Genomic DNA, 19,739 nt, shown 5'->3' with positions numbered 1-19,739 from the left:
TGCCCCAGGCCCCGACGTGGAGCAAAGTTTGTCCATCCGTGCGATGAGGCGCGCCTACGCTGCGTGTATCCCGTCCACGCGTGAACACAAAGCCGGGGAATGCGCATCGAAAGGTTTCACCACAGTGAGTGCCTCCACGATCAGCACCAATCAGCCGTCGGAGAAGGTCGACGACGGTTTCCGACCGGGTCTCGAGGGCGTGGTCGCCTTCAAGACCGAAATCGCCGAGCCCGACCGTGACGGTGGCGCGCTGCGCTATCGCGGTGTCGACATCGAGGATCTCGCCGGCAAGGTGACCTTCGGTGACGTCTGGGGACTTCTCGTCGACGGCCGGTTCGGCCACGGGCTACCGCCCGCCGAGCCGTTCCCGCTGCCGGTGCACACCGGCGACGTCCGGGTCGACGTCCAGGCCGCGCTGGCCATGCTCGCCCCGATCTGGGGATACCGGCCGCTGCTCGACATCACCGACGACGAGGCGCGCGACCAGCTGGCCCGTGCCTCGGTGATGGCGCTTTCGTACGTCGCCCAGTCCGCGCGCGGCATCGGGCAGCCCGCCGTCCCGCAGACCCGGGTCGACGAGGCGAAGTCGATCACCGAGCGCTTCATGGTCCGCTGGCGCGGCGAGCCCGACCCGGCCCACGTCAAGGCCATCGACGCCTACTGGGTGTCCGCCGCCGAGCACGGCCTCAACGCCTCGACCTTCACCGCGCGCGTCATCGCCTCGACCGGCGCCGACGTCGCCGCGGCACTGTCGGGCGCGATCGGCGCCATGTCCGGCCCGCTGCACGGCGGCGCGCCGGCGCGGGTGCTGCCGATGATCGAAGAGGTCGAGAAGACCGGCGACGCGGTCGGCCTGGTCAAGGGCATCCTGGACCGCAAGGAACGCATGATGGGCTTCGGGCACCGCGTGTACCGCGCGGAGGACCCGCGGGCACGCGTGCTGCGCCGCACCTGCAAGGAGCTCGGCGCGTCGCGCTACGAGGCGGCCGCGGAGCTGGAGCAGGTGGCGCTGAAGGAGCTGCGCGAGCGGCGTCCGGATCACCCGATCGAGACCAACGTCGAGTTCTGGGCGGCCGTGATCCTGGACTTCGCCCAGGTTCCGCCGCATATGATGCCCGCGATGTTCAGCTCCGCGCGCACCGCCGGCTGGGCCGCGCACATCCTGGAGCAGAAGAAGACCGGCCGCCTCGTGCGCCCGTCGGCGAAGTACGTCGGCCCCGAGCCGCGTAAGCCGGAAGACGTCGAAGGCTGGGACCTGGTCGCGAAGCAGTCCTAGTAGCGCGCTATGAACGGTCCGTTCCTTGCAAAATTTGCAAGGAACGGACCGTTCATAGCATCTGAGGGACCGAAGAATCGTGCCGCGCCGTCGCCGACAGCATGGCCGTCAGCTGATCGACCAGCCAGCCGTCGAGCACCTCGCGCGGCACGGCCCGCTCCTGCAGCCAGCTCAGCAGCGAGCCCTCCACCACCGCGGTCCAGCAGCGCAAGGTCAGCAGGAGCATAGGCGAGGGCTCCGACACTCCCAGCGCGTCGAGGATGAGCTCGACGGCACGGTTGCGGACCTCGTCGATCGCCGCGTCCGTCTCCGAGGTCGCGATCACCGAACCGCTGCGCAGCAAGGCGACGTAGCCCGCGCGGTAGTGGTCGGCGACGTCGATCAGCCCGCGGACGGCGGCCCGCAGCCGCGTTTCAGGCGGGCCTTCCTCTAGTCCGGCAAGGCCGTCGATGAGCCCTACGGTGACCGTTTTCAGCGCCTCGACCTGCAGTTCCCGCAGGCTCGAGAAGTACCGGTAGAACAGCGGCCGCGAAACCTCGGCGCGGGCGATGATGTCGTCGACCGTGACGAGTTCGGGCGCGCGCGAACCGAACAGGTCCAGTGCGGCGCGGATCAGGTCCTCGCGGCGTGCTTCCGCCGACATCCGGCGAGGACGTCTGGCAGAGGTCACGGGGTGACGTCCAGTTTCGCCGCGGCCCGCAGCAGTCCGGGGGTGAGCCGGGAGAGCACGAGCGCGGCCTTGGCCTCCGGCGTCGACGGCTGGATCGCCTTATCCTTCTCGACGGCGCGCAGGATGTCCCGCGCGACCTTCTCCGGGCCGAAACCGCGTTTCGCGTACAGCTTGCTGCTCGACTTCTGGCGCCGCTTCTGCTCGACGTCGTCGACGCCGACGAACCTGGTGGTGCTGGTGATGTTGGTGTTCACGATGCCGGGACAGATCGCGGTGACGCCGATGTTCTCGGCGGCGAGTTCCGCCCGCAGGCACACGCTCAACGTCAGCACGGCGGATTTCGTGGTGGCGTAGGCGGAAAGGATCTTCGACGGCAGGTAGGCGGCGGCCGAGGCGACGTTGACGATCTGACCGCCTTCGGCCCGCTCGCGCATCTGCTCGGCGAAGACGCGGCAGCCGTGGATGACGCCCCACAGGTTCACCTCGATGAGGCGTTCCCAGTCCTTGACCGTCGTGTCGAGGAACGGCCCGGACAGCCCGATCCCCGCGTTGTTCACGACGATGTCCGGAACCCCGAACTCCTCCTTGACCTGCTGGGCGAACTTCTCGACCGCCTCCGCGTCGGAAGAGTCCACTGTGTACTCGCCGACGGTGACACCCTTGTCCCGCAGGAGTTTCGCGGTGTCCGCCGCAGCAGAGCCGTTGATGTCGGTGATGACCAGGTCGGCGCCCTTGTCCGCGAACGCGAGCGCCGTCGCGCGGCCGATCCCGCTGCCGGCACCGGTGACCACGACGAGCTTGTGCGCGAAACCCTTCGTCCTGGCCTGTTTGAGCGCGCGGCTCTCCTCGCCGCCTTCGGCGTGATCGATCAGCTCGGCGGTGGCGTCGGCGATCACCTGTGGCTTCTCGCGGACCACCCAGTGCGTGCCGACGATCCGGCGCACCCGCAGGTCCGGTGCCCAGCGCTCGATCTCGGTCTGCAACGGCGTGGTGACGAATTTGTCGCCGGTGGGCGCGAGCACCTGCACCGGGATCTCGGCGTTACGCGGCCGCGGCCGGGAGAGGCGGGTGAACATGTTGGCGCGGTAGAGGTTGAGCCCGTACAGGCCGTCCGAAGTGGACGGCGCCGCGGCCGCCGGATCCATCCGGCCGATGAGCGCCCCCATCGCGCCGGTGCGCCACAGCAGCTGCGGGATCAACGGGAGCTGGAAACCGAGGATGTACGTCGAATGCACTCCTTGCGCGAGCGCGTTCTTGAGCCGCTTCGGGCTCGGGCGCAGCTGCGCGCGGAACCACGCTCCCGCGTGATCGAGGCTCGGCCCGGAGATCGACGTGAACGACGCGAGCCGTCCGCGCAGCTTCTCGCCGGTGACCGAATGCCAGGTCTGGATGGAGCCCCAGTCGTGCGCGAGCAGATGGACCTTGCCCTCGGGCTGGACCTCGTCGATGACCGAAGCGAGGTCATCGGACAGCTGGTCCAGCTTGTAGGACGCTCGTCCCGAAGGCTTGTCCGAGCGGCCGGCGCCACGGACGTCGTAGACGACGACCCGGTAGCGGCGCTCGAGCAGGCCGGCGACGCCGTCCCACATGGAGCCGTTGTCCGGGTAACCGTGGACGAGCACCACCGTGGGCGCGTCGTCGACACCGGTCACCCGGACCGAGAGGCGGACACCGTCGCTGGCCGTCACCCACGTATGAGACATAGTGTCATGTTAGACAACATGTCAATAAGGCTGCTTCTTCAGCAACGCGCGGCCGACCGTCCACACGGTGTCGACCACCAGGACGAAGGTCCAGATCCGGCCGATGTTCAGCAGCCAGTGACCACTGGAGTTCCAGAACCAGTCGGCCGCGTGAGGGCCGCCGAATAGCGCTTCTACGGGCCAGCTGTATCCGGCGAACGCCAGCGCCGTCTGCGCGACGACGTAGACCGCGACATGGACCGCCCAGTTGCGGAGCGGGTTCGAGCGCTTGTTCGCCTCCTCCGTCACCGATTCGGCCGCTTGCGGACTCTCCACGACCGTGCGGGTGACCGGCTTTTCCTTTTGTGACACCGTTTTTCGTGGTTCCACGGGAAACTCCGCAACTCCGACACGCCGTACGGCGCCACGAACCACGAAAGATCCGAAGAGCAGGAGCGCCGCCGCGCCGAAGCAGGCGACGCGCCATCCGGCGTCCGAACCGTAGAGCTGGCCCGCCACGAAGGTCCCGATCGTCGCTCCCAGTAGCGTCGCACTCTCGTAGATTCCCATCGCCCGGCCGAGGCTGAGCCCGGCCGCCTCGGCGACCACCGCCTGCTCCACCGGGATGGCCGCCGCGAACGCCGCCGCCGACAGGACCCACATGACCGCGAGCACCGCCGGACTCGGCGCGAAGGACAAGCCGGCGGCGAAGACCGCGCTCGCCACCATCGCCAAGGCGAGTACCCGCGTCCGGCCGACCTTGCGGACGAAGCCGTGCAGGTAGTCCGGCAGCAGGCTGTAGACGATGAAGCCGGGGATGAACACCGCGGCGATCTCGCCAAGCTGTAGCTGATGCCCGCGTTGCAGATGCATCAGGAGCAACAGGGCGACCCCGGCCTCGGCCATCGCGGTCAACGCGACGAGCGCCAGCATCGGGCGCATCCTCTTACCCAGCTGGAAAAGCCGTGGCGCGCCCGCTTCGCGCACCGGCGCGGACGGCGCGTTCAGCAAGACCACCGCGGCCGCCGCCCAGGCCGCCGCACCGAGCCAGAACACACCCCGGTAGTCGATCCAGGCGATCGCGGTCAGCGCGACCACGAACGCGATCCACGTACCGCCACCCTCGGCCGCGAACAGCTTGCTGAACGCGCCGTCGTCCCTCGCGAGCCCCTCCCCCACCCGGGCCCGCAACGCGACCCAGAACAGCGCCCCGCCCGCGCCACCGAGAACCGCGGCCAGATAAGCGACCCCGACTCCCGGTGTCACCGCGTAGACCACAAAGGACAGTCCATAGAGGACGGCGCCGACGGCCGCGACCCGGCCACGGTCGAACCGATCCGCGAGCGAGCCCGCGATCGGCCGGACCACGAACGACACCAGCGTCTCCAACGCGGTCAGCGCCCCGACCTCGGCGGCCGACGCGCCGAGCTGGCTCCCCACCCACAACGGCAGAAGGAAATCGAGGACTTCCGCCGGCCCTTTGGTCAGCGCGGCGGCGAGCTGGTTCTCCTCCGCCCGCCGCTTGTGTGCGACTTCGTCCACCCCAGTACCCCCTTTTCGGATACGAATGTATTCTAAAGAGGGCCGAGTGGGCAAGGTGGCACGAAAGGTGACGCAGAGTAGGGGGTGTGTGGAAATAGGGACACTCAACGTCCCTATTTCCACACACCCCCTCGCGACCGGCTGGCTGCCGCCTCGGGGGACCGTGACTGTGTGGATTTCGGGACGTCAGATGTCCCGAAATCCACACAGTCACGGTCCACCCGCCCCCAAGGAGAGGAGAATGCGTCCGTGCCGAAGATCGTCGACCGCGCCGAACGCCGCCGCGAGATCGCCAGCGCCCTCCTGCGCATCGTCGCACGCGAAGGCGTCGAGGCCGTGAGCGTGCGCTCGGTCGCCGTCGAAGCCGGGGTGTCCGCGGGTGCGGTGCAGAAGTACTTCTCCACCAAGGAAGATCTGTTCCGCTTCGCCCTCGACATGACCAGCGAGTTCCTGGAGCAGCGCTGGCAGACCCTCGATCAGTCCGGGAACCTGCTGGATCTGCTGCTGCGCCTGCTCGCCGAGGCGATGCCGCTCGACGAACAGCGCCGCGCGGAGGTGATCGTCATCAACGCCTTCACCGCCCGCGCCGCCGTCCGGCCGTCATGGGCAGAATTCATCCGCACCGGCTACGACGAACTCGCCGAGATCACGACGGAGTACATCTCGAAAGCCCAGTCGGCGGGCCACGTCCGGGACGACCTCGCGGCGAGCGACCTGGCAGACGCCGTGCTCGCCCTCTCGGACGGCTTCGCGAACCGGATGCTCACCTCCGCCGATCCGGCCGCCCTCCTGCCCTCCCTGGAAACCTCCGTCCGCACGCTCCTGGGTCCACCTGAGCAGCGTTAGTTACATTCGTACGTAACTAACGCTGCTTGATGAAGTAAACTTCGCTGCATGAACACGAGTGACGCACTACGGCTACTCAGTGCGTTCACCAGCGCCCAGTGGGGCATGGTCACATCCCGGCAAGCCAAGGGTGCCGGCGTCGATGGCGTCACACTGCATCGCTTGGAGAAAGCCGGCCACCTCGACCGTGTCCGTCACGGCGTCTACGCGGCCACGATCGCCGCAGCGACCGAAGTGCGGGAGGAGCAGGCTGCCTGGCTGATGCTCAACGCGGCCGAACCCGCGTGGAAGCGGACCCCTCTCGATCCGGACGGAGGGGTGATCTCCCACGAGTCGGCCGCGCGGCTGCACAGGCTCGGCGAACTCGTCGACGACCGGATAGTCCTGACCACGCCACGCCGCCGCACCAGCCGAGATCCCGATGTGTGCTTCAGGGTCGCCGGCCTGCTCGAAGACGACGTGACGACGATCGACGGGCTTCCGGTCACCACCGCGCTCCGCACCGTCCGCGATCTGTTGGCGCAGCGCATCGACAGCAGTCATATCGCCACGATCATCCAGGAGGCGGTAGAGGCGAATCTCCTTCGCTTGGACGTACTGGCAGAGCACATCGGACCCTATGCCTTGCGTTATGGCGTCCGCCGTCCTGGAGACGGCGAAGCATTGCTCGAACAGCTACTTGCCGGGATCGGCACCTCGATCACGCAACTCGCCCACCGTCCGACTCCGCCGCGGTATTAGGGCTTGCGGAAGGGCGAATCAAGGGCGAAGCACCTTCTCCATTGAGTTCGTCCCAGCACATGACCATGGCGAGATGCCCTCTCAACGCCCGAAAACTCCGCGTGGTTATCTCGACTCTCAGAAGAACAGAGCCAGGGACAGCGCCAAAACGACCGGTATCTCCACCGGCGAGCTGCTGCAACTGCATTTTCATCGTCGTCTGATCGCCCGGGTCTTCCACGGCGACGACGCCTCGAACTGGGTACTGAAGGGCGGGCAAGCCCTCCTTGTCCGGTGGCCTTCCGCGCGCTACTCCACCGACATCGATCTGCTCTCCATGGAGGACACGACCGACGCCGCGGTCGACGCGCTCAAGACGGCGGCCGCGCTACGCCTCGCCGATGGCATCTGGTTCTCCCACCTCGGAACCTCGGCTCAAACCCATGTCGAGCGCCCTACCCGCAAGGTGTCGTTCATGGCGATGTACGAGAACGCGCCTCTCAATCATCGGGTCCGCGTGGACGTCGTCACCTCCGGGCACCTGCCGCGCGGACCCATTACCACCGAGCCGCTGGAACCTCCGTTCGCCAGTGATTGCGCCCCCTGGCCGGAAGCGCGGATGTTCCCGATCGAAGACCATGTCGCGGAAAAGATCTGCGCGATGTACGAGCGTCATCAGGTCGGCGGCCACCCGTCCAGCCGCTACAAGGATCTCGTCGACCTCGCCCTGTTCGCGTTGAAGTCCTCCATACCGGGCAAGGAGACGCACGAAATCCTGCACGACGAAATCGCTCGCCGCCGAAGCCGTGGGATGGTGGTGCATCCGCCCGCCGGATTCGAGACCCCCGATCCGTATTCCTGGAAGGGTGGCTATCACAAGGCCGCCCAAGGTGTCCGCGGGCTGCCTTCCGAATTCCGGACGCTCGAAGGTGTGCACGACCTCGCGGACGCCTTCGTCACTCCGCTTCTGCGGGCGACGCATCCGGCAGGACGGTGGCGCCCCGAGGAACGAACCTGGAGATGACATCGGTGTCCATCGTTCGGTTGACAACCGGGTTCAGTCCTGCGGACGTCCCGCAGACCCCGCCCCGCACAGCACGATCGACGTATGAAAACGGCAGTGAGAGTGCGTGGCCTGCGCAAGGAGTACCCGGGCCACACGGCAGTCGGGGGGATCGACCTCGACATCGACCAGGGTGAGGTGTTCGCCCTGCTCGGCCCCAACGGCGCGGGCAAGACGACGACGGTCGAGATCCTGGAGGGCCACCGCAGGCGGACGTCGGGTGACGTCGACGTGCTCGGTGAGGATCCCGGCACGGCGGGCCGGGCTTGGCGGGCGAGGCTGGGGATCGTGTTGCAGACGGCCAACGACGCCGCCGAGCTCACCGTCGCCGAGACCGTCCGGCACTTCGCCCGCTACTACCCCGATCCCCGTGACACCGAAGAAGTGATCGAGAAAGTCGGCTTGACCGAGAAGGCGGGTGCCCGCGTCAAGAGCCTTTCGGGCGGGCAACGGCGGCGTGTGGACGTCGCGCTCGGGATCATCGGGCGGCCCGAGCTGGTGTTCCTCGACGAGCCGACGACCGGGTTCGATCCGGCTGCACGACGCCAGTTCTGGGAGCTGATCAGGAGTCTCGCCCACGAAGGCACCACGATCCTGCTCACCACCCACTATCTCGACGAGGCCGAGGCGCTGGCCGATCGCGTCGCTGTCATCACGCGCGGGCAGATCGTCGCCGAGGGGACGCCGCAGACGCTCGGCGGCCGCTCCACCGCGGAGGCCACCGTCCGCTGGACGGACGAGCGGGGCGGCCATCAGGAGCGCACCCATTTCCCGGCCAAGCTGATCCGCGAGCTCTCCGCCGACGGCCGCGAGCCGTCGGAGCTGACCGTCCACCGGCCCACCCTCGAAGAGACCTACCTCGACCTGATCGGAGAAGCCCGATGAGCACGCTGACCCTCCCGGGCACCTTCTCGCTCGGCCTCGTCCGGGGCGCCGCGGAACTCAAGCAGTTCTTCCGCATCCGGGAACAGGTGATCTTCACCTTCGCCTTTCCGTCCCTGCTGATGATCCTGCTCGGCTCGATGCTGAACTCGTCGATGCCCGGTATGGCGATCACCACCGGGCAGGTGCTGGCCGCGGGCATGATCGGCTCCGGCATCGTCTCGACGTCGTTCAACAGCATCGGGATCAACCTCGCGTCCGACCGTGAGCTCGGCGCGCTGAAACGGCTGCGGGGCACGCCGATGCCCGCCGCTTCCTACTTCATCGGCAAGATCATCCTGGTCGGCTTCACGAGCATCGCCCAGGTGGTGCTGATGTCGATCGTCGGCAGCCTGCTGTTCGATCTGGAGCTGCCGGCCGACCCGGCGAAGCTGCTGACCGCGCTGTGGGTCTTCGTGCTCGGCATCACCAGCTGCACGCTCCTTGGCATCGCGCTCAGTTCGGTGACCAAGACGGTCAGCGGCGCGGTCGCGGTGACCAACCTGATCTACATCTCGCTGCAGTTCATCTCCGGGGTGTTCGTCACGCCGATCACCAACCTGCCGAAGGTTATGGTCGACATCGCTTCGTTCTTCCCGGTGAAGTGGATCTGCCAGGGCTTCCGCTCGGTGTTCCTGCCGGCCGAAGCGGCGGCACAGGAGATGGCGGGGACATGGGAACTTCCGATGGTGGCCTTGGTGCTGACGGCGTGGTGCGTCGCGGGGCTGCTGCTGGCGAAGCTGACGTTCCGTTGGTCGAACGAAGGCAAGTGAACGCCTGGGAGCGCCTCTTCTGGCTCTGGGAGGTCCTCTTCGGGATCACCTTCGTCGCGACGACGGCGCTGGTCCTCGTCGGGGACGACAACACCGCCGACAAGACGGTCGCGATCCTGTGCATGATCGGTGTCGGTGTCACCTACCTGGTCCGGGGACGCGGCCTCATCAAAGGCCCGGACCACGAGGAGATCCCCTGGTTGTTCGCCGGGGTCCTGATGGTCCTGGTGACGGCCGCCACGTTCGCCACCGCCACTTCGAGTTTCATCCTGTTCTTCGCCTGCCCCGTGCTCTACATGACGTTGCCGACGAAGACGGCGTCGATCCTCACCACGATCGCGGTGCTGCTGGAGCCGTTGTCTTCGATCGTCCAGGGCGGCCTCGACCAGCCCGCGCTGCGCATCCTGGCGCCGATGACGGCGATCCTGATCATCTTCAACCTCCTGGCAGGCCGCTACATCACGCAGATCATCGCGCAGAGCAAAGGCCGGGCCGCGCTGATCGACCAGCTGGAAGCCAGTCAGGCGGAGGTTTCGCGCCTCTCCCGCGAGGCGGGCATGGCCGCCGAACGCGAGCGCATGGCCCGCGAGATCCATGACACGCTCGCGCAGGGCTTCACCAGTATCGTCACGCTCACCCAGGCGATCGAGTCCGAAATGGACACCGATCCGAAGGCGGCCCGCCGTCACCTGGATCTCGCGGCGCGGACGGCGCGGGAGAACCTGGCCGAGGCGCGGGCGATGGTGGCGGCGCAGATGCCGTCGGCGCTCGCCGCCGCTTCACTGGAGGAATCCTTGCGCAGGCTGGTCGAACGGCTGACGGAGGAAACCGGGATCGAGGCGTCGATCGAGGTCGGCGGCCCGCTGCCCGCGCTCCCGATGGCCACCGAGGTCGTCCTGCTGCGAGGGGCACAGGAGGCACTGAGCAACATCCGCAAACATTCGCGGGCCGCCGTGGTTTCGCTCCGCCTGTCCGTTGTGGACGGACGAGTCCGGCTCCGCGTGACCGACGACGGCGCCGGATTCGATCCCGCCGAGCCCACCGGCGGCTTCGGCCTGGCGGGGATGCGGGCCCGGGCGGGGCAGGTCGGTGGCATCGTGACGTATGCGAGCGAACCCGGTGCGGGGACGACGCTGGAACTGGAGGTGCCCGCGTGATCACGATCATGCTGGTCGACGATCACCCCGTGGTGCGGGAAGGCCTGCGCGGCATGCTGGAGGCCGAGCCGGACCTGAGCGTCATCGGGGAAGCGGGCTCCGGCGACGAGGCCGTCGCCCTGAGCCGGATCAAGCAGCCGGACGTGATCCTGATGGATCTGCGGATGCCCGGTCTCGACGGCGTCGGCGCGACGCGGAAGATCCTCGCCGACCGGCCGGATCAGCGAGTCGTCGTGCTCACCACCTACGAGACGGACGCGGACATCCTGCGCGCGGTCGAAGCGGGAGCCTCCGGGTACCTGCTGAAGGACGCTTCGCGCGCGGAGCTGGCCGGCGCGATCCGTGCGGCGTCACGCGGCGAGACGGTCTTGGCGCCTTCGGTCGCCGGGAAACTGGTGAACCGGGTGCGCAACCCGACGGCGTCGCCGTTGTCGGCACGCGAGATCGAGGTGCTCCGGCTGGTGGCGCGGGGGAACACGAACGCCGACATCGGGCGGACGCTTCACATCAGCGAAGCGACGGTCAAGACCCACCTGCTCCGGACGTTCGGCAAACTGGACGTTTCGGACCGCACGGCCGCTGTGACCACCGCTATGCGACTGGGCCTGCTCGGGTAGGCAGAATGCGTCTCATGCTTGCCTCGACCGAATTGGCGCTGCTACGCCGCCTCGCGCACGAGCAATCCTCGTGCCGCGCCCCGTCCATCGTCGCCGCAGTCGTCCGCGACGGCGAAATCGCCTGGTCCGGAGGGCGCGGACGCGTCGACGGCGAGACACCCGGTGACGACACGCAGTACCGCCTCGGCTCGATCACCAAGACCCTCGTCGCGACGGCCGTCATGCGGCTGCGCGACGAAGGCAAGCTCGATCTCAACGACCCGCTCGAACAGCACCTTCCCGGCACCGCGTTCGGCTCGGCCACCATCGCGCAGCTGCTCTCCCACACCTCGGGCCTGACCGCGGAATCGCCCGGTTCCTGGTGGGAGCGCACGGTCGGCGCCGACTGGGACGCGCTCGTCGAGAGCCTCAAGGACGGCGCGACCCGGCTGCGGCCGGGCAGCAAGTTCCACTACAGCAACGTCGGTTACGGCGTGCTCGGCGAGCTGGTCGCCCGGCACCGTGGGCAGTCGTGGCTCGACGTCGTCCGCGCCGAGATCCTCGGCCCGCTCGGCATGACCCGGACCTCGCCGCATCCCGAAGGCGCACACGCGAACGGGTTCGCCGTGCATCCCTTCGCCGACCTCCTCATGCCGGAACCGTCGCCGGACGCGGGAGCGATGGCGCCTGCCGGGCAGCTGTGGTCGACGATCACCGACCTCGCCCGCTGGACGGCGTTCCTCGGCGGCAACACCGGCGGCGTGCTCAGCGAGCAGACCGTCGCGGAGATGCGCGAAATGGTCACCGTGGACGACGGCGACGCCTGGACCACCGGATTCGGCCTCGGTGTCATGCTGGTCCGCACGGAAGGCAGGCGGCTGGCCGGGCACACCGGGTCGATGCCGGGCTTCCTCGCCTGCTCGCTGGTCGACGCGAACGCGGGTATCGGCGCGCTGGTGCTGACGAACTCGACGGCGGGCGTCGGCATCACGCAGCTGTGCCTCGACCTGATGAACCTGACCGAACAGCACGAGCCGTCCATGCCCGCGGAATGGCAACCGTCCACTGTGGACCCGAAGCTGCTGGAGCTGACCGGGCTGTGGCACTGGGGCCCGACGCCGTACCACTTGCGCCTGCTCCCCGGCGGCCTGTTCTCCCTCGCGCCGACCGACGGTCCCGGCCGCGCGTCGCGGTTCGCGCCGGTCGGCGAAGACACCTGGGTCGGCCTCGACGCCTACTACGCGGGCGAAACGCTGCGGGTCGGCCGGGACTCGGCGGGGAAACCGAACCATCTCGACCTCGCGACGTTCATCTTCTCGCGGACGCCGTTCGACCCGGCCGCGCCCATCCCCGGCGGCGTCGACCCCGACGGCTGGCGTTAACGGAAGCGGAAGGCGGCGGTCGTGAACTCGCGGCCGCCGTCGGCGCACACCAGAACATCGCGGTGGTCGGGGTCGCCGACGACCCACATCCGGCGCGGACCGCGCAGCGAGCCGGCGAGTTCGTCCGCGCAGTCCTCGATGACGAACTTCGCCGGGCGGCCGTCGAGAACGGCCCACCCGCGCGCGGTCCCGGCGTCCGGATCGAGCGTGGCGGTGGCCAGCGCCCAGGGGCCGAACACGACGTCGAGGACACCTTCACGGCGCCGGATCGTGAACCGCAGCGCCGTCCACCACTGGCGGGTCTTCGGCGAAGAGATCTCCCCCGGCTCGTCGCCGTGCACCCAGCGCGGCAGGCCGGGAACGAACACCAGCACGAGCGCCGCCACGAAACCGAGCGGTGCGCCGATGGCCGCCGTCTCATCCCACTCGGCGAAGACCGCGTGGATGCCGAAGACGAGGAAGTACAGGAACAGGAAACCCCACCTCGGTCTCCACGGGTCCGGCATCAGGCGGCCGGGGTGTGCCCGACCGCGACGCCGACGGCCGCGATGAAGTTGCGGGCGATGCGCTTGCCCTCACCCCAGTCGACGAAGCCGAACTTGAGGCTCGTCTGGATCGCCAGCCCCGATCCCTCCGTCGTCCGCTCGACCTTCACCGTGACCGTCTGGCCGTAGCTGAGCCAGCCGAGCTTGGTCGAGAAGGTGACGTAGCCCGCTGCCGCGTCGTAATACGGGGCCTGCCCCTTGACCGCGTCGACCCCGTGGGGAAGGGCCTGCCACAACGCCTCGGGGGGCACCGGGAATCGTTCGTGCACTGTCGCCATGAGGCGAGAAGCTACCCGGCGGCCGGCGCCGAGGGGAGCCGGTCCGCCGATCCCACATCCCGGACACGCGGCACCGACTGTCAGCAGGGCCGTCCCGACCTGAGAGACTGGCCTCATGACCGACGCACCTGAGTTGACCCTCCCCGCGGACCTGAAGCCTGCCGATGGCCGCTTCGGCTGCGGACCGTCCAAGGTCCGTGACGAGCAGCTCGCCAACCTGGCGAAATCCGGTGCCACCTACCTCGGCACCTCGCACCGTCAGAAGCCGGTGAAGTCCCTCGTCGGCCGCGTGCGTGCGGGTCTGTCCGAATTGTTCTCCCTGCCCGAAGGCTACGAAGTGGTCCTCGGCAACGGCGGGACGACCGCATTCTGGGACGCCGCCGCGTTCGGGCTCGTGCGGGAACGTGCGCAGCACTTCACCTACGGCGAGTTCTCCTCGAAGTTCGCCACGGTGACCAAGGGCGCCCCGTTCCTCGCCGACCCGATCGTCGTCAAGGCCGACCCGGGCAGCGCGCCCGAGATCGCCTACGAGGCCGGTGCCGACCTGGTCGGCTGGGCGCACAACGAGACCTCGACCGGTGTCGCGGTGCCGGTCCGCCGCCCCGAAGGCAGCGAAGGCGCCCTCGTCGCCATCGACGCCACTTCCGGCGCGGGCGGCCTGCCGGTCAAGGCCGAGGACTTCGACGTCTACTACTTCGCGCCCCAGAAGTCCTTCGCCTCCGACGGTGGTCTCTGGATCGCGCTGGCCTCGCCCGCCGCGGTCGAGCGCATCGGCGAGATCGGCGCGAGCGACCGCTGGATCCCCGAGTTCCTGTCGCTGACCACCGCGCTCGACAACTCCCGCAAGGACCAGACGTACAACACCCCGGCGGTGTCGACGCTGTTCCTGCTGGCCGACCAGATCGAGTGGATGAACTCGAACGGCGGTCTCGAGTGGACGACCGCGCGCACGCGCGACTCGTCGACCCGGCTGTACGAATGGGCCGAGAAGACCAGCTACACGACGCCGTTCGTCAGCGACCCGTCGCTGCGTTCGCAGGTCGTCGGCACCATCGACTTCGCCGACGAGGTGGACGCCTCGGCGGTCGCGAAGGTGTTGCGCGCCAACGGGATCGTCGACACCGAGCCGTACCGGAAGCTGGGCCGCAACCAGCTGCGCGTCGGCCTGTTCCCGGCCATCGACCCGGACGACATCACGAAGCTGACCCAGAGCATCGAGTACGTCGTCGAGCGCCTGGGCTGAGCTAGCTTTCCGTGAGGGCCTCCTTCCCTACCTTGAGCGTAGGGAAGGAGGCCCTCACGGATTTAAGGAGCACGAGCAGCACAAGGCCGTACAGCACGAAGGATTCCGTCGCCAGCCACCAGCCGAAACTCCCGGCGGGCCGCGGCGCGAGCCACATCGGCGCGATCACGAACAGCGCCACCGTCACGGCCGCGAGCACGTAGGAAACGATCGACCGGGTCCAGACCAGCAGCACGAGGATCGGCACGCACCAGATCCAGTGGTGTGTCCAGGACACCGGCGAGACCAGCAACCCGCCGATGGCGCACGCCGTCAGCGCGAACACCGGCTCCGCGACGCGCACGATCACGAACGCGGTCAGCGCGACCACGACCACCGCGGCCAATACCCAGACGACGTCCTCCGCCGAGCCGAGTCCGAACCGCGCGAGCATCCCGCGCAGCGATTGGTTGCCGACATAGCCGCGATCGCCGATGCGGCTGGTGTCGAAGAGGATGTTCGTCCAGAACTTCGCGGACGCGTCCGGCGCGACCAGGAACATCAGCGCGCCCGCGCCGAGGAACCCGGCCACGACCCGTGCGGACGAGCGGAAGTCCTTGCGGAACAAGAAGAACAGGATGAAGAAGGCCGGGGTCAGCTTGATCGCCGCGGCGACGCCGATCAGCAGGCCCTTGGTCCGCGCGCGGCCCGGGAGCAGGGCGTCGAGGACGACCATCAGCATCAGCAGGGTGTTGATCTGGCCGAAGCCGAGCGTCGAGCGGACCGGCTCCATGATCCCGCCGACGGCCTGCGCCCCGATCGCCGCCAGTACGGCGATGGCGCGGCCACGGACGTTCGCACGGTCGGTGAGCGAGCCGTTGAGCGTCGCGACGAAGAGGTAGACGACGATCCCGCCCGCGATGATCGACGCGAGCCCGACCAGCCTCGTGGCCAGCGCGGCGGACAGCAGCGTGCCGGGCAGGAACACCGCGGCCGCGAACGGTGTGTAGGTGAAGGGCAGCCAGCCCCCGTGCGTCTGCACCCACGTGCCGTACAGGTCGCCCGAGTCGGCGAGGAGCCGCGCGCCGCCGATGTAGACCTCGAGGTCCTGGCCGTCGAACACCTTGAACGCGAACAGCACGCCGACCACGACGGCTTCGAGCGCGATCAACGCCCCCGCGAGTTTCCGCCCCGACAATCCCACCAGCACCCGGCGAGATTACCCACCGCTACCCCGCATCCAGTCCTCTGGATGCGGTAGTTGGCACTACGAACTACCGCATCCAGAGGACGAAACGCGAGCTAGGCGAGGGCTTGGGTCGGCGGGAGGCGGGCCGCGCGCATCGCCGGATAGGCACCGGCGACGGCACCGACCAGTGCCGAGACCCCGACCCCGCCGAGCAGGGCGCCGACGGGGAGCACCGCCGGCCAGCCTTGGCTCAGCGCGTACCCGGCCGTCACCAGCACGCCGACCAGGACCCCGGCGATCCCGCCGAGCCCGGACAGCAGCACCGACTCGGCCAAGAACTGGCCTCTCACCTGCCGTTTCGTCGCGCCGAGCGCGCGGCGGAGGCCGATCTCGCGACGCCGTTCCAGCACCGAGATCACCATCGTGTTGGCCACCCCGACGCCGCCGACCAGCAACGCCACCCCGCCGAGCCCGAGGAACAGCGCGCTGTAGGTGTTCTCCGTCAGCTTCTGCGCCTCCAGCGCCTCCGACGGACGACGCACCTCGACCTCGTTCGGCGCCTGCGGATTCATCGTCTGCGCGAGCACCGAACGCACGTTCTCGACCTGCGAATCCTTCGCCCGGACGTACACGGTGGTCGGATGCCCCTCGAAGCCGAGGAACCGTTTGGCGACGTCCCAGCCGACCAGCGCCGACCGCTCGATCTCGGGCGCCAGCGGCGTCGGCCCGAGAATGCCGCCCACGGTGAACCACTGACCGCCGATGAACACCTGCGGCGGCTTGGCCGGATCGATGCGGTCGATCCCGAGCCGCGCGGCCGCGACCGAACCCAGCACGGTGACCGGGTAGTCGCGGGTCGCGTCACGGAGGAACCGCCCGGTGCGGACGGCGCCGCCGATGACCTCGAGGAGATCCGGCGTCGCCGCGTAGACGGAGAGGCCGGACGTCTCGTCCTTGGCGATCTTGTCCGTGCGCCGCACGGTCCCGTCGGTGGTGCCGGTGGCGGACGCCGCCGTCACCGGCGCGATCCGCTGCGCCGTCGTCACCGCGCTGTCCGGCAACGTGGCGTCACCACCGAACATCGTCTTGCCCGGTCCCGCCGAAAGCAGGTTCGTGCCGAGCGCGGCCAGCTGGTCCTGCAACGCCTTCGCGCCCGACGCCGGGATCGCGAGCACCGCCACCATCGCGGCGATCCCGATCCCGATGCCGAGCGCGGACAGCACCGCGCGCATCGGCCGCGTCCGCATCCCGTGCGCGCCGAGGGTCAGCACGTCGCGCGGGCCGAGCCTGGCCGGATTCGGCGTCGGCGTCTTGTCGAGGACGGGTGCGCTCACACCAGCACCCCCGTCCCGGTGTCGAGCCGGATCCGGCCGTCGCGCAGCTCGATCCGCCGCGGGATGCCCGCCGCGATCTCCCGGTCGTGCGTGATGATCACGACCGTCGTCCCCTGCGAACTCAACGTGGCGAGCAGGTTGAGGATCGCCGCGCCGTTGCCCGTGTCGAGGTTCCCGGTCGGCTCGTCGGCCAGCAGGATCGACGGCGAGTTGACGACCGCCCGCGCGATCGCCACCCGCTGCCGTTCCCCGCCGGAAAGCTCGTTCGGGAAATGCCCGGCCCGATGCGCGAGGCCGACCCGGTCGAGCGCGGCCAGCGCCCGTTCGTGCCGTTTGCGCCGCGGCACCCCCGCGTACAGCAGCCCCGTCGCGACGTTGTCGACCGCGCTCACCCCCTCGCTGAGGAAGAACTGCTGGAACACGAACCCGATCCACCGTGACCGCAACGCGGAAAGCTTGCGGTCGGGCAGTTTCGCCACGTCGTTCCCGCGCAGTTCGATGACGCCGCTGGTCGGCCGGTCGAGCGTGCCCATCAGCTGCAGCAACGTCGACTTGCCGGAGCCGGACGGGCCGACGATGGCGACCATCTCTCGGTCCTGAATGGACAGTGACACCTCGTGCAGTGCCCGCACCCCACCGGGATAGGTACGCGAGGCGCCGCGCACGTCCAGCACCGGGGTCATGAGGTCGTCACCACCCGCATCCCGGCGGCGAGGCCGGTGCCGGTGATTTCGACGCGGCCGCCGGAGAACAAGCCGGTCTTCACCGCGATGAGGCGCCGATTTCCGCCTTCGTCGACCTCGACGGCGTATCCGCCCTCGGCGAGCGCGAGCAGCGCCCCGACAGGGACCGCCAGCACTCCACTGTGGACTTCCTTGGTGAACCGCACCGAGACGGGCGTCGAATCGAGCGACCCCGCCGCGGCCGGATCGTCCAGCTTGATCTTCACCTTGATCTTCGGCTTGCCATCGTCCTGCCCGGCGCCGTCCTTGCCGGTTTCCGCGACCTTGCCGACCTCGGTGATCACCCCGGTCGTGCTCTTGCCGCCGGTGATGTCGATCCCGACCTTGTCCCCTTCCTTCGCGATGGCCTGCTTGGCGGCGTCGAGCTTGACCTCGACGAGACGCTCGGTGCCGGTGTACTTCAGGAGTTCGCCGCCTCCTTGGCCGCCGAGCTGCGCGGCGACCTGCGAAACCCGGATCTCGCCGGGGGCGAGGACGGCGTCGCCCTGACCGAAGGTGCCGGTCTGCTCGACGCCCAGCGACTTCTGCCATTTCTTGATCGCGGCGGTGGTGGCCGAGGTGAACTTCTTGTCCGGCGTGCCGAAACCGCCGAAACCGAGCGCCTTCAGGTTCTCTTCCAGCTGCTTGACGTCCGGGCCGTCCGCGGCCCCGTCCGCGAGGTCACGGAAGAACGGCAACGTGCCGTAGAACAACGGCACCGGTTTGGCGTCGACACCGTAGACGGTCTTGCCGCGGGTGAGCACCGCGCCGGTGTCCGGCAGGGCGGTGACGGTGCCCTGTTTCCGGCCGGCGAGGGCGTTTTCCGCGCCGTAGCCGAGAGTTCCGTTCGCCTCTTCCTCCTCCTGCAGGTCGGTCTTCTCGACCTTCGCGGTTTCCACCGGTGGTGGCGCCTGCCCGACCTGCTGGGCCTCCGACGTGACCCTGGTCAGCACGACCACGGACATCGTCCCGACCACGACGACGAGGACCGCCGCGATGACGAACCAGCGCGCCCGGCGCGAACGCCGTGCGCCGCCGGGTCCTTCGTGTTCGCTCATTTCGCCGGGGCCGCCCTCATGGTCATGCCGAGACCACAGGCCTTCGCCGCTTCTTCGAACTTCTTGGGATCGCCCGCGTCCATCGTCATGGCGGCGCCCTTGCCGCTGGGATCGGGATCCGGGAAGTCGATGCCGTGCTCGCGCATGCACTTGGCTTCCTTGCGCATCTTGTCGAGCTCTTCCGGCGTGGGCGGCTTGATCTCGCCACCGTTCGGCAACAGCTTCCGGCACGCGTCGCTCGCGGCCTTCATCTTGTTCTCGTCGGGCCTGCCTTCGCCGGCCTCGATGGAGATCGTGCCCTGCCCGTCGCCGTTGGTCTGGGGATCCGGCATGTCGATCCCGTGCTCGCGCATGCACTTCGCGAAGTTGCGCATCTTGTCCTCGTCGGACACGTTGTCGGCCTGTTTCCCGTCACCCGCGCCCGCGGCGGGTGGGGAGGAGATCGAGGCGACCTTGTCGCCGCCGTCCCCGCCACCGCCGCAGCCTGCCACCAGCGCCAGGACCGCCCCGGCGACCAGTGCCGCCATCGGTCGTTTCCGCATCGCTGCTCCTTCGGTCGTCTTGCTGTGCCGATTTCTACGGAGAGGCCGATTCCGGCGCGGTAAGCGAAGTCGCTTATGCCGCGCTTACCGTCCCGATCAGCGGAACAAAGATCCGACCTATCTGCCGTCTTTACGGGTGAACCAGGCCAGTCAGGAGCCTTTTGGGGGTTCACATCGGATCTCTGGCTTCTTAGAGTCCCGACGTCCACACCTCATCGAGG

The 19,739-nt window shown here is 68.6% G+C and carries 20 protein-coding genes; 10 read left to right on the top strand and 10 right to left on the bottom strand.

Annotated elements, in window-relative coordinates:
- Positions 1-124 precede the first annotated feature (124 nt).
- Positions 125-1,276: a citrate synthase 2 gene (locus tag DMH03_RS09020; RefSeq protein WP_125791426.1), complete on the top strand. Its 1,152-nt coding sequence runs from the start codon at positions 125-127 to the stop codon at positions 1,274-1,276.
- A 52-nt stretch (positions 1,277-1,328) separates the two neighbouring features.
- Here the strand turns inward: DMH03_RS09020 and DMH03_RS09015 are convergent, their stop codons facing one another.
- From DMH03_RS09015 to DMH03_RS09005, 3 genes are read right to left on the bottom strand one after another with little or no spacing between them, the layout of a single operon-like run.
- The gene (locus DMH03_RS09015) at positions 1,329-1,919 is read right to left on the bottom strand and encodes a TetR/AcrR family transcriptional regulator (RefSeq protein ID WP_125791425.1); all 591 of its coding nucleotides are present in this window, start codon (positions 1,917-1,919) and stop codon (positions 1,329-1,331) included.
- Positions 1,920-1,942: 23 nt separating this feature from the next.
- Positions 1,943-3,634, bottom strand: coding sequence for an SDR family oxidoreductase (locus DMH03_RS09010; RefSeq protein WP_125791619.1), 1,692 nt, complete (start codon positions 3,632-3,634; stop codon positions 1,943-1,945).
- A 36-nt stretch (positions 3,635-3,670) separates the two neighbouring features.
- A complete protein-coding gene (locus DMH03_RS09005) occupies positions 3,671-5,170 on the bottom strand; it encodes an MFS transporter (protein ID WP_125791424.1) in 1,500 nt (499 codons plus the stop codon).
- 249 nt (positions 5,171-5,419) lie between these two features.
- On the opposite strand from DMH03_RS09005, the gene DMH03_RS09000 reads away from it, so the two are divergent.
- The 8 genes from DMH03_RS09000 to DMH03_RS08965 all read left to right on the top strand — a co-directional run bounded on the left by DMH03_RS09000 (position 5,420) and on the right by DMH03_RS08965 (position 12,628).
- Entirely contained in the window at positions 5,420-6,016 is a 597-nt protein-coding gene (locus tag DMH03_RS09000) for a TetR/AcrR family transcriptional regulator (RefSeq protein ID WP_125791423.1), read from the top strand.
- Between the two features lie 48 nt (positions 6,017-6,064).
- Positions 6,065-6,757 (top strand): type IV toxin-antitoxin system AbiEi family antitoxin domain-containing protein, encoded by a 693-nt coding sequence (locus tag DMH03_RS08995; protein WP_125791422.1) that lies wholly within the window; start codon positions 6,065-6,067, stop codon positions 6,755-6,757.
- The gene (locus DMH03_RS08990) at positions 6,648-7,760 is read left to right on the top strand and encodes a nucleotidyl transferase AbiEii/AbiGii toxin family protein (RefSeq protein ID WP_233611338.1); all 1,113 of its coding nucleotides are present in this window, start codon (positions 6,648-6,650) and stop codon (positions 7,758-7,760) included. The genes DMH03_RS08995 and DMH03_RS08990 overlap by 110 nt, the downstream gene beginning before the upstream one ends.
- A gap of 84 nt (positions 7,761-7,844) precedes the next feature.
- Positions 7,845-8,684 carry an ABC transporter ATP-binding protein gene (locus tag DMH03_RS08985; RefSeq protein WP_125791420.1) on the top strand — a complete coding sequence of 280 codons (840 nt, stop codon included), beginning with the start codon at positions 7,845-7,847 and terminating at the stop codon, positions 8,682-8,684.
- Positions 8,681-9,493: an ABC transporter permease gene (locus tag DMH03_RS08980; RefSeq protein WP_125791419.1), complete on the top strand. Its 813-nt coding sequence runs from the start codon at positions 8,681-8,683 to the stop codon at positions 9,491-9,493. Before DMH03_RS08985 ends, DMH03_RS08980 begins: the two co-directional genes overlap by 4 nt.
- On the top strand, positions 9,490-10,650 hold the full coding sequence (locus DMH03_RS08975) for a sensor histidine kinase (protein WP_125791418.1): 1,161 nt from the start codon (positions 9,490-9,492) through the stop codon (positions 10,648-10,650). The genes DMH03_RS08980 and DMH03_RS08975 overlap by 4 nt, the downstream gene beginning before the upstream one ends.
- The gene (locus DMH03_RS08970; RefSeq protein WP_125791417.1) at positions 10,647-11,267 is read left to right on the top strand and encodes a response regulator transcription factor; all 621 of its coding nucleotides are present in this window, start codon (positions 10,647-10,649) and stop codon (positions 11,265-11,267) included. The genes DMH03_RS08975 and DMH03_RS08970 overlap by 4 nt, the downstream gene beginning before the upstream one ends.
- A gap of 14 nt (positions 11,268-11,281) precedes the next feature.
- Positions 11,282-12,628, top strand: a complete 1,347-nt coding sequence (locus DMH03_RS08965; RefSeq protein WP_125791416.1) for a serine hydrolase — start codon at positions 11,282-11,284, stop codon at positions 12,626-12,628.
- On the opposite strand, the gene DMH03_RS08960 is transcribed toward DMH03_RS08965, so the two are convergent.
- Together DMH03_RS08960 and DMH03_RS08955 are read right to left on the bottom strand one after the other, a co-directional pair.
- Positions 12,625-13,134 (bottom strand): hypothetical protein, encoded by a 510-nt coding sequence (locus tag DMH03_RS08960; protein WP_125791415.1) that lies wholly within the window; start codon positions 13,132-13,134, stop codon positions 12,625-12,627. The two genes, DMH03_RS08965 and DMH03_RS08960, sit on opposite strands and share 4 nt — an antisense overlap.
- Positions 13,134-13,451 carry a hypothetical protein gene (locus tag DMH03_RS08955; protein ID WP_125791414.1) on the bottom strand — a complete coding sequence of 106 codons (318 nt, stop codon included), beginning with the start codon at positions 13,449-13,451 and terminating at the stop codon, positions 13,134-13,136. The genes DMH03_RS08960 and DMH03_RS08955 overlap by 1 nt, the downstream gene beginning before the upstream one ends.
- Positions 13,452-13,566: 115 nt before the next feature.
- Here DMH03_RS08955 and serC point away from each other — a divergent pair, with 115 nt between their 5' ends.
- Positions 13,567-14,694, top strand: coding sequence for a phosphoserine transaminase (gene serC / locus DMH03_RS08950; protein WP_125791413.1), 1,128 nt, complete (start codon positions 13,567-13,569; stop codon positions 14,692-14,694).
- A gap of 1 nt (position 14,695) precedes the next feature.
- Here serC and DMH03_RS08945 read toward each other — a convergent pair whose 3' ends face one another.
- The 5 genes from DMH03_RS08945 to DMH03_RS08925 form a co-directional block, all read right to left on the bottom strand.
- Complete coding sequence (locus DMH03_RS08945) at positions 14,696-15,883, bottom strand: glycosyltransferase 87 family protein (protein WP_125791412.1); 1,188 nt, start codon at positions 15,881-15,883, stop codon at positions 14,696-14,698.
- 92 nt (positions 15,884-15,975) lie between these two features.
- Positions 15,976-17,196 (bottom strand): ABC transporter permease, encoded by a 1,221-nt coding sequence (locus DMH03_RS08940; RefSeq protein WP_125791411.1) that lies wholly within the window; start codon positions 17,194-17,196, stop codon positions 15,976-15,978.
- Positions 17,193-17,879 carry an ABC transporter ATP-binding protein gene (locus DMH03_RS08935; RefSeq protein WP_125791410.1) on the bottom strand — a complete coding sequence of 229 codons (687 nt, stop codon included), beginning with the start codon at positions 17,877-17,879 and terminating at the stop codon, positions 17,193-17,195. Before DMH03_RS08935 ends, DMH03_RS08940 begins: the two co-directional genes overlap by 4 nt.
- Positions 17,876-18,976, bottom strand: coding sequence for a peptidoglycan-binding protein (locus DMH03_RS08930; protein ID WP_125791409.1), 1,101 nt, complete (start codon positions 18,974-18,976; stop codon positions 17,876-17,878). The genes DMH03_RS08935 and DMH03_RS08930 overlap by 4 nt, the downstream gene beginning before the upstream one ends.
- Positions 18,973-19,518, bottom strand: a complete 546-nt coding sequence (locus DMH03_RS08925) for a hypothetical protein (RefSeq protein ID WP_125791408.1) — start codon at positions 19,516-19,518, stop codon at positions 18,973-18,975. The genes DMH03_RS08930 and DMH03_RS08925 overlap by 4 nt, the downstream gene beginning before the upstream one ends.
- Positions 19,519-19,739: the final 221 nt, after the last annotated feature.

Source organism: Amycolatopsis sp. WAC 01376 (assembly GCF_003947415.1).
Classification (GTDB): Bacteria; Actinomycetota; Actinomycetes; order Mycobacteriales; family Pseudonocardiaceae; genus Amycolatopsis.
Note: the sequence above shows the minus strand (reverse complement) of the source record. Positions and strands in the feature narration are given on the sequence as shown.

What these genes read in the sequence shown, in the direction of transcription:
- DMH03_RS09015 (WP_125791425.1), bottom strand. Translation starts at nt 1,919, where the DNA reads ATGTCGGCGGAAGCACGCCGCGAGGACCTGATCCGCGCCGCACTGGAC.
- DMH03_RS08995 (WP_125791422.1), top strand. Translation starts at nt 6,065, where the DNA reads ATGAACACGAGTGACGCACTACGGCTACTCAGTGCGTTCACCAGCGCC.
- DMH03_RS08990 (WP_233611338.1), top strand. Translation starts at nt 6,648, where the DNA reads ATGGCGTCCGCCGTCCTGGAGACGGCGAAGCATTGCTCGAACAGCTAC.
- DMH03_RS08985 (WP_125791420.1), top strand. Translation starts at nt 7,845, where the DNA reads ATGAAAACGGCAGTGAGAGTGCGTGGCCTGCGCAAGGAGTACCCGGGC.
- DMH03_RS08980 (WP_125791419.1), top strand. Translation starts at nt 8,681, where the DNA reads ATGAGCACGCTGACCCTCCCGGGCACCTTCTCGCTCGGCCTCGTCCGG.
- DMH03_RS08965 (WP_125791416.1), top strand. Translation starts at nt 11,282, where the DNA reads ATGCTTGCCTCGACCGAATTGGCGCTGCTACGCCGCCTCGCGCACGAG.
- DMH03_RS08960 (WP_125791415.1), bottom strand. Translation starts at nt 13,134, where the DNA reads ATGCCGGACCCGTGGAGACCGAGGTGGGGTTTCCTGTTCCTGTACTTC.
- DMH03_RS08955 (WP_125791414.1), bottom strand. Translation starts at nt 13,451, where the DNA reads ATGGCGACAGTGCACGAACGATTCCCGGTGCCCCCCGAGGCGTTGTGG.
- serC (WP_125791413.1), top strand. Translation starts at nt 13,567, where the DNA reads ATGACCGACGCACCTGAGTTGACCCTCCCCGCGGACCTGAAGCCTGCC.
- DMH03_RS08935 (WP_125791410.1), bottom strand. Translation starts at nt 17,879, where the DNA reads ATGACCCCGGTGCTGGACGTGCGCGGCGCCTCGCGTACCTATCCCGGT.
- DMH03_RS08930 (WP_125791409.1), bottom strand. Translation starts at nt 18,976, where the DNA reads ATGAGCGAACACGAAGGACCCGGCGGCGCACGGCGTTCGCGCCGGGCG.
- DMH03_RS08925 (WP_125791408.1), bottom strand. Translation starts at nt 19,518, where the DNA reads ATGCGGAAACGACCGATGGCGGCACTGGTCGCCGGGGCGGTCCTGGCG.